This window comes from Roseibium sp., from assembly GCF_025698965.1.
Taxonomy (GTDB): domain Bacteria; phylum Pseudomonadota; class Alphaproteobacteria; order Rhizobiales; family Stappiaceae; genus Roseibium.
The window spans coordinates 1-12,722 of record NZ_JAILWL010000148.1 but is presented as its reverse complement, the minus strand read 5'-3'; the positions used below and the strand labels follow the sequence as shown (position 1 = coordinate 12,722).

The 12,722-nt window shown below is 57.1% G+C and carries 13 protein-coding genes; 2 read left to right on the top strand and 11 right to left on the bottom strand.

Annotation, left to right across the window (positions count from 1 at the left end; all coding sequences use genetic code 11):
- Positions 1 to 733, top strand: a 733-nt coding sequence (locus tag K5905_RS13715; RefSeq protein WP_297584784.1) for a DUF1513 domain-containing protein, incomplete at its 5' end; no start/stop codon positions are given.
- Positions 734 to 957: 224 nt separating this feature from the next.
- A complete protein-coding gene (locus tag K5905_RS13710; protein ID WP_297584783.1) occupies positions 958 to 3,855 on the top strand; it encodes an AsmA family protein in 2,898 nt (965 codons plus the stop codon).
- Positions 3,856 to 3,871: 16 nt separating this feature from the next.
- Here the strand turns inward: K5905_RS13710 and K5905_RS13705 are convergent, their stop codons facing one another.
- From K5905_RS13705 to phnG, 11 genes are all read right to left on the bottom strand, one after another.
- Positions 3,872 to 4,930: an adenylate/guanylate cyclase domain-containing protein gene (locus K5905_RS13705; RefSeq protein ID WP_297584781.1), complete on the bottom strand. Its 1,059-nt coding sequence runs from the start codon at positions 4,928 to 4,930 to the stop codon at positions 3,872 to 3,874.
- Complete coding sequence (locus tag K5905_RS13700) at positions 4,927 to 5,295, bottom strand: group 1 truncated hemoglobin (RefSeq protein ID WP_297584779.1); 369 nt, start codon at positions 5,293 to 5,295, stop codon at positions 4,927 to 4,929. Before K5905_RS13700 ends, K5905_RS13705 begins: the two co-directional genes overlap by 4 nt.
- Positions 5,296 to 5,540: 245 nt before the next feature.
- On the bottom strand, positions 5,541 to 6,119 hold the full coding sequence (gene phnN, locus K5905_RS13695) for a phosphonate metabolism protein/1,5-bisphosphokinase (PRPP-forming) PhnN (RefSeq protein ID WP_297584778.1): 579 nt from the start codon (positions 6,117 to 6,119) through the stop codon (positions 5,541 to 5,543).
- Positions 6,112 to 7,257, bottom strand: a complete 1,146-nt coding sequence (locus K5905_RS13690) for an alpha-D-ribose 1-methylphosphonate 5-triphosphate diphosphatase (RefSeq protein WP_297584776.1) — start codon at positions 7,255 to 7,257, stop codon at positions 6,112 to 6,114. Before K5905_RS13690 ends, phnN begins: the two co-directional genes overlap by 8 nt.
- Entirely contained in the window at positions 7,254 to 8,003 is a 750-nt protein-coding gene (locus K5905_RS13685; protein ID WP_297584774.1) for a DUF1045 domain-containing protein, read from the bottom strand. Before K5905_RS13685 ends, K5905_RS13690 begins: the two co-directional genes overlap by 4 nt.
- A gap of 112 nt (positions 8,004 to 8,115) precedes the next feature.
- Entirely contained in the window at positions 8,116 to 8,820 is a 705-nt protein-coding gene (gene phnL / locus K5905_RS13680) for a phosphonate C-P lyase system protein PhnL (protein WP_297584770.1), read from the bottom strand.
- A gap of 12 nt (positions 8,821 to 8,832) precedes the next feature.
- Positions 8,833 to 9,609: a phosphonate C-P lyase system protein PhnK gene (phnK, locus tag K5905_RS13675; RefSeq protein ID WP_297584788.1), complete on the bottom strand. Its 777-nt coding sequence runs from the start codon at positions 9,607 to 9,609 to the stop codon at positions 8,833 to 8,835.
- A gap of 11 nt (positions 9,610 to 9,620) precedes the next feature.
- Positions 9,621 to 10,547 (bottom strand): alpha-D-ribose 1-methylphosphonate 5-phosphate C-P-lyase PhnJ, encoded by a 927-nt coding sequence (locus tag K5905_RS13670; RefSeq protein WP_297584768.1) that lies wholly within the window; start codon positions 10,545 to 10,547, stop codon positions 9,621 to 9,623.
- Positions 10,544 to 11,665, bottom strand: coding sequence for a carbon-phosphorus lyase complex subunit PhnI (locus K5905_RS13665; protein WP_297584766.1), 1,122 nt, complete (start codon positions 11,663 to 11,665; stop codon positions 10,544 to 10,546). The genes K5905_RS13670 and K5905_RS13665 overlap by 4 nt, the downstream gene beginning before the upstream one ends.
- Before the next feature lie 3 nt (positions 11,666 to 11,668).
- Positions 11,669 to 12,301: a phosphonate C-P lyase system protein PhnH gene (gene phnH, locus K5905_RS13660; RefSeq protein WP_297584765.1), complete on the bottom strand. Its 633-nt coding sequence runs from the start codon at positions 12,299 to 12,301 to the stop codon at positions 11,669 to 11,671.
- Positions 12,301 to 12,714: a phosphonate C-P lyase system protein PhnG gene (gene phnG / locus K5905_RS13655; protein ID WP_297584786.1), complete on the bottom strand. Its 414-nt coding sequence runs from the start codon at positions 12,712 to 12,714 to the stop codon at positions 12,301 to 12,303. The genes phnH and phnG overlap by 1 nt, the downstream gene beginning before the upstream one ends.
- Positions 12,715 to 12,722 lie beyond the last annotated feature (8 nt).

Genomic DNA, 12,722 nt, shown 5'->3' with positions numbered 1-12,722 from the left:
GGTCGAAAACGATTTTGAAGCGGCACGAGGCGTTGTCGGTGTCTATGACATGAGCGGAGCCGCGGCCAAGCAGATCGGCGAGATCGATACGCAGGGCGTCGGCCCGCATGACATTGTCCTGTCTCAAGATGGCCGCATGCTGATTGTTGCAAATGGTGGGATCGAAACGCATCCGGACAAGGGGCGGGAAAAGCTTAACCTTGAAACAATGGAACCAGCCGTCGTTTTTCTGGATGCCGAAACCGGAGATCTGCTTGCCAGGCACACGCTCGATCCCGCTTTGCATCGGCTGTCGCTCAGGCATATGGCTCTTGATGCAGAAGGCCGCGCCTGGGTCGGAGGCCAGTTTGAAGGTCTTTCTACGGAAACACCGCCTCTGGTTACGGTGGTTTCGCGGGATAGGGCGCCGACGCTTCTGGAAATTCCGGGGGCACTTGCGTCTGGTCTTCAGAACTATATCGGGTCGGTGACCGCCAATGCCTCGGGTACCGTGATTGCAACATCGGCCCCACGCGGCGGACAGACACTATTCTGGAACGCCCAAACCGGGGCTTTTATTGGTGCGAAGGCAATTACGGACGGGTGTGGTGTCGCACCGATCGACGAGACCGGGTTTTTGATTTCGGACGGCAATGGTGCGTTGTCGCTTGTCTCGGATCCGGCCGAACCAGTCGAGGTTCTGGCGCGACCGCCAGGTTATTCCTGGGATAACCACATGGTTGCCTTGCGTTGAGGCCGAGCTGACCGCTCAGGAGTGCATTTTAGGTCATGACAGGCCGGTGATTTTGGGACCGCTCAGGCATCAAATTGCTGGCACAGTGTTGTATTAGGATTTTTCAACAAATGCGGGAAGCGCGCGAATTCAAGGCGTTTCCTGCTTTTGTCAAATTCAGCAGGCACTCTTGCCGCCGGATTGGTCTACATTGGAGCCGATTCGCGAAAGGGAGACGCACGAATATGCGACGGCTTTTGATCGGACTGGGCAGTTTTGTCATTGTGATGGCAACCATCGTTCTGGTGGTGCCACTGTTCCTGCCCAAGGATGAGATCAAGGTTCAAGTGGTGGAACAGGTGGACAAGCGCCTGGGGTGGCTTGTTCGGCTGGATGGTCCTGTCTCCTTGTCCCTGTTCCCCAGATTTTCTCTTGTTGCGGAGAATGTCGGCATTGCAGGTGAAGCCGGTGCGGACGGGATTGAGTTCGCCAAGGCGAACCGCGTTGAGTTCACTCTTGCCTGGGCCGGCCTGATCTCCGGCAATGTGCAGGTTGACGGCATTTCTCTGGATCAGCCCGACATCTATCTGGAAATCGGTGCCAACGGTTCGACAAGTTGGGAACCACGAAAGGTCCTCGCGGACGAGACATCCGAGCAGTCAGATAGCGGTCCGTCAGACCAGGTGGCAACTTCCAGCGAAGATCCTGCCAGTGGCCAGACGCAAACAGGCGTACCTTCCGAAGGTTATCTCAAGAGTATTGGTGTCGACAGCTTCCAGATCAGCGGTGGCACGGTCACCTATAAGGACCCGTCGACTGAAGTTCCGATCCGGATCAGCAATCTCGACCTGACCCTTCGGGCCCCGGATCTGGCTGGAGACGTTGATCTGAATTCCAGTTTTCTACTGCAGGATATTCCGCTTGAAGTTGCCGGGGGACTGTCAAATCCTCTGGGGTTTGTTTCAGGAGACCGGGTGCCGGTCAATCTCACCGTTTCGACAGGCGAAAATTCCTTCAGTGTGTCCGGACAGACCGGATTGATTCCTCCCAGCGCTGATTTTGTGATCAAGGGAACCGGTCCGTCTCTAAAGGCAGTGGCCGCTTTGGCCGGCCAGGATCTTGCGACGGATCCCGGTGCGTTTTCCGTGGATGCCAAGATCACAGGCTCGGAAGCCGCCGTTTCGGTTGCCGATCTTCATATTCTGCTTGGCCAATTGTCGCTGGGGGGAGCTGCGGATGCGGACCTTTCGGGACTGGTTCCGGAAATCTCCGGCCGTCTGGTACTGCAGGACGGATCGATCGCGGATCTGCTTCTGCTCGCGGGACAGGATTTGCCGGCAAGTGGCAAATTGGGCGCGGATCTGGCTTTCGAAACCGTTGGTCTCACGGGAGAGGAGCTCATTGCCGGGCTTGATATCAACGGCTCGGTTTCGATTGCCGACGGCGAGATCGGCGGGCTCGGACTGGCCTCTGCCGTCGGAGGCGACCCGGAAGCCGACAAGCTGACCAATCTCGCAATGGATGTAGATCTGGAAGGGCTTGAAAATCCGATTTCGTTGTCTGGGGCTCTTTCCTGGCGTGGCGAGGCCTTCAGCCTGGCAGGTCAGGCAGATACAGCTCGTCTGCTTGCAGGAGATGCGGCTCCGGTTTCGGTCAACGTCAAAGGAAACCGGTTGAGTGCAGGATTTGACGGCCGGGCATCGATGACAGGAGCGCTTGACGGGGCCGTTAGTGTTGCGACTGCTGACTTGCGTGGTCTGATGGCGTGGATGGGACAGAACATTGGCGCAGGTGGCGGTCTCAAGACGTTCAAGGCCTCGGGCATTTTCGGCATGCAGGGAAACACGCTTTCCTTTGAGGAAACCCGTTTTACCCTGGACGATACTTCCGGTGAGGCAGATGGCCGTGTGGACCTGGGCGGGCGCCCCAAGGTGACCGCTCGGCTGGCGCTGCGTGAACTGGTTCTGGATCCCTACCTTGGGGACAGTTCCAGTCCCGGGAGTTCCAAGGCCGGGTCCTCTGGAAATGTCAGCGGAGGGACTGGTGGCAACGGTGGCGGTGGCGCGCCTGGCGGGGCCTCGGGCTGGAGCACTGACACGATCGATTTTTCCGGTCTCCAGGCCGTGGATGTCGACTTCAAGGTCACTACCCGGGAAATTCGGTGGGATAAGATCAAGATCGATGAAAGCGCCCTTTCGACGACAATCAAGAACGGTGTTTTGACAGCCAACCTTGAAAAGCTGGCGCTTTACAAGGGAACCGGGTCAGGAACCGTGACGCTGAACGGCGCATCGGCAACACCCGGGGTGAAGGCGAAGTTCGCCTTGTCCGGATTGGAAGCTCATCCGTTGCTGCGGGATGCGGCGAATTTTGACTGGATCGAAGGCAGAACCGCGATCAATCTCGACGTTCAGTCAAAAGGCAACAGTGAACAGGCGCTCGTACAGGCGTTGCAGGGGACGGCGAACTTCAAGTTCACCGAAGGTGCCATCCGGGGCATCAATATTCCCAAGATGGTGCGCGGACTCTCCGTTGAGACCCTGCTCGGCTGGCAGGACAATTCCACGGAAAAGACGGACTTCAGCGCGCTCGAAGCTTCGTTTACCATCGCAAATGGCATTGCCAAGACGGACAATCTTTCGATGGTCGGACCTCTGGTCCGCATGACGGGCCAAGGCACCACGAATATGCCAGGCCAAACGCTGGAATGGCGCGTGGAACCGAAAATTGTGGCCTCACTCGAGGGACAGGCACCCGTGCCGCGCCGAAAGGGGGAAGACAAGAAGCTGGCCGGTCTGGGGGTGCCAATCGTGATCGAAGGGCCGTGGGCCGATCCACGCATTTATCCGGACATCGCCGGTATTCTTCAAAATCCCGAAGCGGCGTATAAGCAACTTCAACAGACCGGCGGTGAATTGATTTCCATTCTTCAGGGCAGCAAAGAACCGTCTGAGGAGCTTGTCGATACCGCGAACAAAGTCATCGAACGCGCGACCGGCGGACGGACGCAGATCGATGTCCAAAAGGTTATCGACGGCCAGGTTGATGACGAAGAGGTGCTCAAGGCGGTCGAAGAAGGTTTCGGTCTGCCGTCCGGTTTGCTCGGCAACGTTTTCGGCAAGAAGAAGAACGACGGCAATTGATGCGCTCGTTTGGAGCTTAAAACTGCCTTGCCTTGCGGGCCAGTTCGATACCGGGACTGACCCGCATGAGGCGTATTTCGCCGAAGCTGCGGATCTCCTGTTTTCCAAGATCGACGAGTTGAAACTCGTCGACGAGGAACTCCTTCATGGCGTCCGGTGCGACAATGCACATGGGGTTGGCAAATCCCTGGAGGCGCGAGGCAAGGTTCACGGCTGAGCCGAAGACGTCGTAGACATATTTTTGTATTCCAACCACCGAGCCAACTGCAGACCCGGTGCCCAGACCGATACGTGCCTGCCATTTGTACTGGTGGCTCTGGTTGCGGCGCTCAAGATAACGGATGAAGCGGACAGCACAATTTGCGACCGCGCGCGCGTGGTCCGGGGAAGGCTCAGGCATGCCTGCGACAGCAAGATAGGCGTCACCAATCGTTTTGATCCTCTCGCAACCATATTGTTCTGCGATCCGGTCAAACGCCGTGAAAATGTCGTTCAATTCACCCAATGTAACCGTCGGATCATGCTCGGCGGCAAATCTCGTGAAATCAACAAAGTCCAGCATGACCACCGATACGCTTTCATAAAGCTGCGGCGTGACCACACCAAAGGTCTTGAACTCTTCATAGACAGTGCGTGGCATGAGGTTGAGCAGCAGGCGTTCCACCCGTTCTTTTTCGCGCTCCAGTTCACGCGTATTCCGCTCAACCATGGTCGAATAGCTGTCGATCATCGATTCCAGTTCACGGATCCGGGTAATGTTCTGGCACTCAACCACATAAAAGTCCTGCGCATCCGCACTGGCGCTGGAGATCGACAGCGCAATGATCAGCGTTCTTCGCTTGCGCTTGATCGACAGTTCGCCAGCGTAGCGGCCTTCCTGGTGAAGCGCGGCCTTGATGTCGTCAACAACGATGTCCTGCAGGATCTCGGGCAAGGTCGCGTCGAGTCCCGGGGTGCCGAACCACTCCGAAAAAGGAGCATTGGTGAAGAGTATCTGGAGATCTTCGCATCGGACAATCGCAATGCCGACACCGATGGCGCGCAGGAGCTGTTCGTTGATTGCCGTAATGCTCATGACGCGTCGTCCGAAAGGATGGACGAGCGCCTGGCTTCTATCTCGGCCATGACGGTTTCGACATCCTGGGGTTCGATGCCGTGATCCGCCAACGTTTCGCTCAGCAACCGGCGGACTTCGTCAAAGTCGTCATGTGTCAGGTTCAGCGAGGCATGGGCCCTTTTGAGGCGTTCGTCGGAATAGGAGATCGGGCCACCAAGAAGTGAGGCAATAAACTTTGTCTGATGGTCAATCAGGCGGGGCATGTCGATGCCGTCGAAATGGTCGCCGACCTGATCGGAGTCGAGCACCTTGTCGTAAAAGCTCAAAACGATGCGGCTCACGAACTTGAAGCCGCCGTACTTGTCGAAGAGCGCGTCTGCCATAACCGCGGAACTCAATTCATGGTCAATCAATCTAAAGTAATAATAGATTAAGCGACTGAGCATTTATTGCAAATTTGTCCGAATTTAAATGTATGAGATTTGTATTTTTGAGATGCCCTCTAGGGAAGTTTTCTGTATTTACAGTTGTATTATTTTGAGAGTCAACTGAAGTCGAGGGCGATGGTTCTCAAGTCAGCGACAGCCCTGACCGAGCAGTCTTGGAAGTCCGGCAGGTCTTGAATCGTTCAAAGTTCCAGTGCCGCCAGCATGGCTGCGACGCCGTCATCAATCGTTCCGGTGTTTTCGATCCGGATGAGATTGGGGACATGGTCCGGCTCCAAGTCCGCGCGTTGCAGGCGCCCGCGAATATCTTCGAGGCTTTCACGGCCACGGGCTGCAAGGCGTTCGGCCAGCACTTCAACCGGAGCGGTGATCAGGAGCACGATCGCGGTCTGATACTTTTCTGCCGACTGAAGGAGAACCTTGCGCGACCCGTTGGCTATCACTGTGTCGCCCGCGCAGACGACATCGTCATAGGTTTTCGGGATAACATAACCAAGACCATGGGCTTCCCAGGCAAGAGCAATCTCGCCTGCCTGTATCAGGTCGTCGAATTCGGCGCGGCTCAGCGTGTCGTGATCTTCCGCATTCGGGTCCGACTGACGGGTGATTGCCCGTCTGGCAAAGTGCACGCCGGATCTGTCCTTGAGACTATCTTGCAGTGCGGTGAGGAGCGTATCCTTGCCGGCACCACTTGGCCCGACCACAAGAACCATCCGGCCCGGCCCGAGCTTTTTGCCTGCCTTTGTTCCAGTGTCAGGCAACCCGCTTGCCCTCACGCCAGACACCACGCACGATTGGAACATTACCGACCAGCTTGACCTGAATGAGATCGGCTCGAAGGCCCGGCATCAATGTGCCGCGATCCTCAAGTCCGATTGCCTGAGCCGGGGTGGATGTGACCATCGCGACAGCCTTGGGAAGAGAAATAGCCTCGACCTCTTCCGCCAGCTGGAATGCCGACTGAATCAACGAAACCGGGACATAGTCCGACGACAAAACATCCAGATATCCGGCTTCCGCCAGTTCTCTGGCCGAAACATTGCCGGAATGGGAACCGCCTCGCACCACATTCGGCGCGCCCATCAAAACAGCCATGCCCTGCTCATGAGAGGCCCTGGCAGCTTCGATCGTTGTCGGGAATTCGGCAATTTTTGTGTTCAGTGCGATGGCTTCATCGACATGGGCGACTGTTGCGTCGTCGTGGCTGGCAATCGCGATACCACGCTGCTGCGCGAAGGAAGAAAGCTGTTTCCGGTTTTCCGGCGCAAGACTGCCGGCTCTTTCCTGTCGGCGCTTGATGAACTCATCCATCTCGGCATCCGAGAAACCCTTCTTGCCCTGATAGTAGATCTTGTACGAATCGAGTGAAACGAACTGGCGCTGTCCCGGTGTGTGATCCATCAGGGAGATAAGACGAATGCTGTCGTCGTCTTCAAAGTGCTTGAATGCGTTCAACACATCTGGTGCGGAAACTTCGCAGCGCAGATGAATGAAGTGGTCTGCCCGCAGACGATGTTCCTGCTGACCGGTCTCGATCGCATCGGCAAGCGCCCGCATATCCTCGTAACCGATATCGGCGTCCTCATCCATGCCGACACGCAGTGCATCGAAGACGGTGGTGATACCGGCGCAGGCGATCTGTGCGTCATGGGCCTGGACTGCGGAAACCGTGTTCCAGCGGACCTTCGGACGTGGTGCGTAGTGAGTTTCCAGGTGATCTGTGTGCAGTTCGATCAACCCTGGAAGCAGATAGTCGCCATCACAGTCATGGCCGTCCACTTCGGTGGGGGCGGCGATGTTTTCAATCAACCCGTTTTCGTCGACGGTCATGGAGCCGTCAAACACCTCATTGGCCACAACAAGCTTGGCATTTTTGAAGGTTTTTGGATGCGTGCTCATGCAGTCTCCTTGGGGGTAAGTCGGTCGTCGGAAATCCCGGCTTCAAGCGGCGGGATGTCTCCGGTCAGGTCAAATACGGTGTGAACGTCGAATGGGGCGCCGCGTTCCGGCTCGGTATAAAGAGCGAAAGTCCGGCAGATGCGTGGACGTCCGGTTACGGTTTCAAAATGAGACCTTGCGGCAGCAGCAAGCAGGTCTGCCTGTCTTTCATCGTCCAGTTTGTTGGACAGGGTCATGTGAAAGCGGAATTCGTCAAAGACGTAAGGATACCCCCACTCGGCCACATAAGCATCCTGTTTCGGCGTCAGATTGCTCTGCCTGCGACGTGCAAGATCCGCATCGGAAAGCGGTGCGCGATATCTTTCAAAATGACGCACGCACAATGCCGCAAAGGCGGAGAGAGACGGTTCCTGTTGATCAGGTGTCAAAGCGAGGAACTTGCCGAGGCGATTAACCGACAGCCCCTGAATCTCATAGGGCGCTATGGTGCGGGCTAATTCTTCGCAGGCTCGGATCAGCGCCGCCTCATCGGTATCCCGGTGACGTGAGAAAGGTGCTTTCAACGTACCGTGAAAACCATAGCGGCGAGGACTGCTTGTCAAATCCCGGAAACTCTCCGCGTTTAGGCCCGAGAGTGCCGGTTGAGTCAGCCCGTCACCTGAAAACGGGTCTCGGCCCAGCCAGGAATTTCCCAACTGCATCAGTTGGTCGTCAGCCGCAGCGGCAAAATAGATGGCGTAACGCATGGTCCGAATCGCGATTTCATTTCAAGAAGTGGCCGAAGAGATGGCCTACAGGCGGGCAGTGACTGTTCTGTGACAGTTTTCCGCTGCCTGCAAGTGTTTCATTTCTGCGGTCTCAGGCCGCTGCATCAGCGGCAAAGCCGGTAACGTCGATAATGCGGTCGGCAATCTCTTCGCGAACATCCTGATCATGCAATATGCCTACCATGGCGACACCTTGTTCCTTTTTCTCTTCCACCAGACGCACAACGACAGCCCTGTTGGCAGCGTCCAGTGACGCAGTCGGCTCATCCAGGAGAAGGATCGGGTAGTGGGCTATGAAACCGCGCGCGATGTTGACCCTTTGCTGTTCGCCACCAGAGAAAGTTGCCGGTGGCAAGGTCCAGAGGCGTTCGGGAACATTGAGCCGGGCAAGCAGCGCCCTGGCTGTTTCAATGCCTTCAGATTCGCTGGACCCCTGTGCGATCAGAGGTTCGGCGACAACTTCTTCTGCAGAAACACGGGGAATGGTGCGCAGGAACTGGCTGACATATCCGATTGTGTCGTCGCGCAGTTTGAGGATCTGGCGGGGTTCGGCTCCGGCAATGTTGACGATGTCATTGCCGATGGTCACCAGGATCTGACCTTCATCGCAACGGTAATTGCCATAGATCATTTTCAGGATCGAACTCTTCCCGGCTCCCGACGGACCGCCAAGAACCACACATTCACCTTCATTGACCGAAAATTCGACCTTTTCAACGACTGGAATGACCGTGCCACCCTGCAGATGCATGGTGAAGGATTTACCGACGCTGTTGAGATAAAGACGGACTGACATAATGGGCGGCCCTCAAACCTGAAGAATGGAAGATACGAGCAGCTGGGTGTAAGGCTCGCGGGGGTCGTCGAGTACCTGATCCGTCAATCCACTCTCGATGACGTTGCCCTGGCGCATGACCATGATCCTGTGCGACAGCAGACGGGCGACCGCGAGATCGTGGGTGACGATTACAACCGAAAGGCCAAGGTCGGCCACCAGCCTGCGGAGCAGGTCCAGAAGGCGAGCCTGGACGGAAACGTCAAGGCCACCGGTTGGCTCGTCCATGAATACCAGCCGTGGCCGGGTGACAAGATTGCGGGCGATCTGCAGACGCTGGCGCATGCCGCCGGAGAAGGAGCGTGGATCGTCGTCGATCCGATCGCTGTCGATTTCCACCCGGCCGAGCCAGTCATCCGCCGTAGCGCGGATGTTGCCATAGTGCCGATCCCCGACAGCCATCAGGCGTTCGCCGACATTCGCACCAGCCGATACATTCATCCGCAGGCCATCAGCGGCGTTCTGATGAACAAAACCCCAGTCGGTCCGCATCAGCAACCGGCGTTCTGCCTCGGTCAACTGGTAGAGATTGCGCATGGAACCGTCGCGCATGCGGTACTCAATGGCTCCTGCGGTTGGCGCCAGTCGTGTGGACAGACAATTGAGCAAGGTTGTTTTCCCGGACCCACTTTCACCAACAATGGCCAGAACTTCGCCGGGAAAGAGATCGAATGACACGTTGGAACAGCCGATCCTGTCGCCATAATAGCGGGTGACATTGTGAACCTGCAAAAGCGGTTCTTCCGACATGAACACGCTCATCAGATTGTCTCCTCAACTGTTGCGCCACCAATTTGAATCGCGGCGGGATCCGCCGCCATGGGGCCAGCGTGCCCTTCTGCGCGGCGCTCCTCGCAGTAGTCGCTGTCGGAGCAGACGAACATGCGTCCGCCCTTGTCATCGAGAATGACCTCGTCGAGATAAACGTTCTCGGCGCCACAGAGGCCGCAGGGTTTGTCGAATTTCTGGACCTCGAATGGATAGTCCTCGAAGTCGAGGCTCTTGACCTTGGTATAAGGAGGAATCGCGTAGATGCGTTTCTCACGGCCTGCGCCGTAAAGCTGCAGGGCTTCCATCTGATCGATCTTCGGGTTGTCGAATTTCGGCGTTGGCGACGGATCCATTACGTAGCGATCATTCACCTTGACCGGATAGGCGTAGGTCGTCGCGATATGGCCGTTCTTGGCAATGTCCTCGTAAAGCTTCACATGCATGAGACCATAGTCTTCCAAAGCATGCATCTTGCGGGTTTCGGTTTCACGTGGCTCAAGGAAGCGCAGCGGTTCGGGGATCGGAACCTGAAACACCAGGACCTGGTTTTCGGTGAGGTTCTTCTCCGGGATCCGGTGACGGGTCTGGATGACCGTTGCTTCCGACGTTTCGTAGGTGGTTCTGATACCTGCCGTCTTTTCAAAAAAGCCGCGCAGGGAAACTGCGTTGGTGGTGTCGTCCGATCCCTGATCGATCATTTTCAGACAATCATCCTTGCCGAGGATCGAGGCTGTGACCTGAACTCCACCCGTTCCCCAACCGTAGGGCATCGGCATTTCGCGCGAAGCGAAAGGCACCTGATAACCCGGAATGGCAATGCCTTTCAGGATTGCCCGCCGGATCATGCGTTTGGTCTGTTCGTCCAGATAGGCAAAATTGTATTCGCCCTGGTCGTAAATCTCAGCGGTATCGTTCATTCTGCGGCCTCCTGGGCGGCGTCGCCGTTTTCTTCCTGCCTGCGTTTTTCAAACCACTCGTCGCGCATGCGGCGGACAAGATCGAGTTCGGCCTGAAAATCGACGTAATGGGGCAGTTTCAGGTGTTCGACAAAGCCGGTTGCCTGAATGTTGTCGGAGTGCGACAGCACAAATTCGATATCCTGCGCGGGGGCAACCTGCTCCTCGCCCAGTTCCTGCCATCGCATGGACCGGTCGACCATGGCCATGGACATGGCCTTGCGTTCAACCTGGCCGAAGACCAATCCATATCCGCGGGTGAAGGTCGGAGCGGCTTTCGCCGACCCCTGAAACTGGTTGACCATCTGGCATTCGGTCACCTTGATCGAGCCAAGGGTGACGGCAAATCCCAGCTCTTCCGCAAAGAACTCGATTTCGACCTCGCCGTATCTGATTTCGCCCGCAAAAGGGTGCGTGCGGCCATATCCGCGCTGCGTTGAATAGGCGAGAGCGAGCAGGAAGCCTTCGTCTCCGCGCGCCAGATTCTGCAATCTCAGATCCCGATCTGCCGGAAAAGACAGCGGCTCACGGGTCAGGTCTCCCACCGGTGTATCCTCGCCGGTAACGGGATCGGGCTCCATGAGGCCTTCGTCGCCGAGGAGATCGGTCACGCGTGGCATGGCATCATCGTCAGCCTGAACCGTTTCGACAGACTGACCGGTGTTGTCTTCTTCCGCGGCGAGCGTGAAATCCAGGAGCCGGTGGCTGTAATCGAAGGTCGGCCCGAGAACCTGACCGCCCGGGAGATCCTTATAGGTCGCGGAGACACGTCGTTCGACCAGCATCTTTGCCGTATCAACCGGTTGGCTATAGCCGAAACGTGGCAGCGTGGTGCGATAGGCGCGCATCAGGAATGCGGCCTCAATCAGATCGCCGCGGGACTGTTTTATCGCAAGGGCTGCGAGCGTCTCGTCATAGAGGGAACCTTCGCCCATCACGCGGGCAACGGAATGCGACAGTTGCTGAGCGATCTGCTCCAATGTCAGTGAGGGAACCGAAGTGTCTCCCCGGCGGCGTTTGGCCAGGAGCTTATGAGCATTGCGGATGGCCTTTTCACCACCTTTGACGGCAACATACATGGCTTAAACCTCCGTCGGCGAGATGCGGGTGGATCGGGGCAAGGCGGCAATTTCCGTTTCTCCGGCGAAGATCAGGTCTATGCCGCGCGGAAACTGATTGTTGTTGCTTGCAACCTGGTCCCAAAACACCGGTGGGACCGGCCCTGTGGCAAAAACGGTTGTGTCCTTGATGCCGGGGCCGGTCAGAGTTACCGAGGGAGCGGTGCCAAATTCCTGACCGGTGAGAATGACCGTGGTTGACTGGTCGGGATATTCGGCAGAGCCCTGATTGAAACTCGCCAGAGGGATCAGGTGTTCGGGATCGCTGACAAGAGCAAAAGACGCGTCAACGGCTTCGCCGACTATGGGCGCGCCGGTATGGAAGCGCAGGAATGCCTTGACCGCTTCAGATGAATTCAATGACCGGTCGAGCCAGACCGGCGTGTCGTAATCGAAGAGTGTCAGGGCAATTGCGGCGGCAACCGGCGTCAGCGGCGCAGGTGGACTAAGGTCATGGGTGTCGATCACCTTGCGGCTGCCGGGGCGGGCCATGACGTCCATGATGGCTCGGAAACAGGTCTGCGCGTTGTGGACGGGATCCTGGAACCCGGCAGCAAGGGGGGTGTTTTTTGTGGTCGTCCGGATTGAGGTTTCCATCAATTGTCTCCCCGTACCATGGTGAAGAAATTGACCTTGGTCGCCTCGGTCTCTTCCTTGACCGTTTCCTTTTCCTCTGCCTGGCAAGCTGCAAGTGGGGTTATGATGTCGTTCTCGATCTGCGCGCGCGCATCACTGCGTTGCCAGAGAGCATCAATGACGGCCGAGTGCAGGGCTTTCTGCTTGTTGCGACCAAGACTGTAGGCGCTGCCGGTTTCACCTGTCTCCAGGCGTACGACGCAACGGGTCACCGTGACCTCGCCCAGGTTGAACGGGCTGCCGGTCCCACCCATCCGACCGCGAACCATGACCAGGCCGGTTTCCGGTTGGCGCACGAGATCAAATGGAGGTGGGGAGAGTGTTTCGAACTTTTCCGCAACGGCCTCGGGACTGGCTGCTGCAAGGGTTGCCATGATTTTCT

Coding starts and splice junctions, on each gene's coding strand:
- K5905_RS13710 (WP_297584783.1), top strand. CDS start 958: ATGCGACGGCTTTTGATCGGACTGGGCAGTTTTGTCATTGTGATGGCA.
- K5905_RS13700 (WP_297584779.1), bottom strand. CDS start 5,295: ATGGCAGACGCGCTCTTCGACAAGTACGGCGGCTTCAAGTTCGTGAGC.
- phnG (WP_297584786.1), bottom strand. CDS start 12,714: ATGGCAACCCTTGCAGCAGCCAGTCCCGAGGCCGTTGCGGAAAAGTTC.
- phnK (WP_297584788.1), bottom strand. CDS start 9,609: ATGTCGGAAGAACCGCTTTTGCAGGTTCACAATGTCACCCGCTATTAT.
- phnH (WP_297584765.1), bottom strand. CDS start 12,301: ATGGAAACCTCAATCCGGACGACCACAAAAAACACCCCCCTTGCTGCC.
- K5905_RS13690 (WP_297584776.1), bottom strand. CDS start 7,257: ATGAGCACGCATCCAAAAACCTTCAAAAATGCCAAGCTTGTTGTGGCC.
- phnL (WP_297584770.1), bottom strand. CDS start 8,820: ATGTCAGTCCGTCTTTATCTCAACAGCGTCGGTAAATCCTTCACCATG.
- K5905_RS13670 (WP_297584768.1), bottom strand. CDS start 10,547: ATGAACGATACCGCTGAGATTTACGACCAGGGCGAATACAATTTTGCC.
- K5905_RS13705 (WP_297584781.1), bottom strand. CDS start 4,930: ATGAGCATTACGGCAATCAACGAACAGCTCCTGCGCGCCATCGGTGTC.
- K5905_RS13665 (WP_297584766.1), bottom strand. CDS start 11,665: ATGTATGTTGCCGTCAAAGGTGGTGAAAAGGCCATCCGCAATGCTCAT.
- K5905_RS13685 (WP_297584774.1), bottom strand. CDS start 8,003: ATGCGTTACGCCATCTATTTTGCCGCTGCGGCTGACGACCAACTGATG.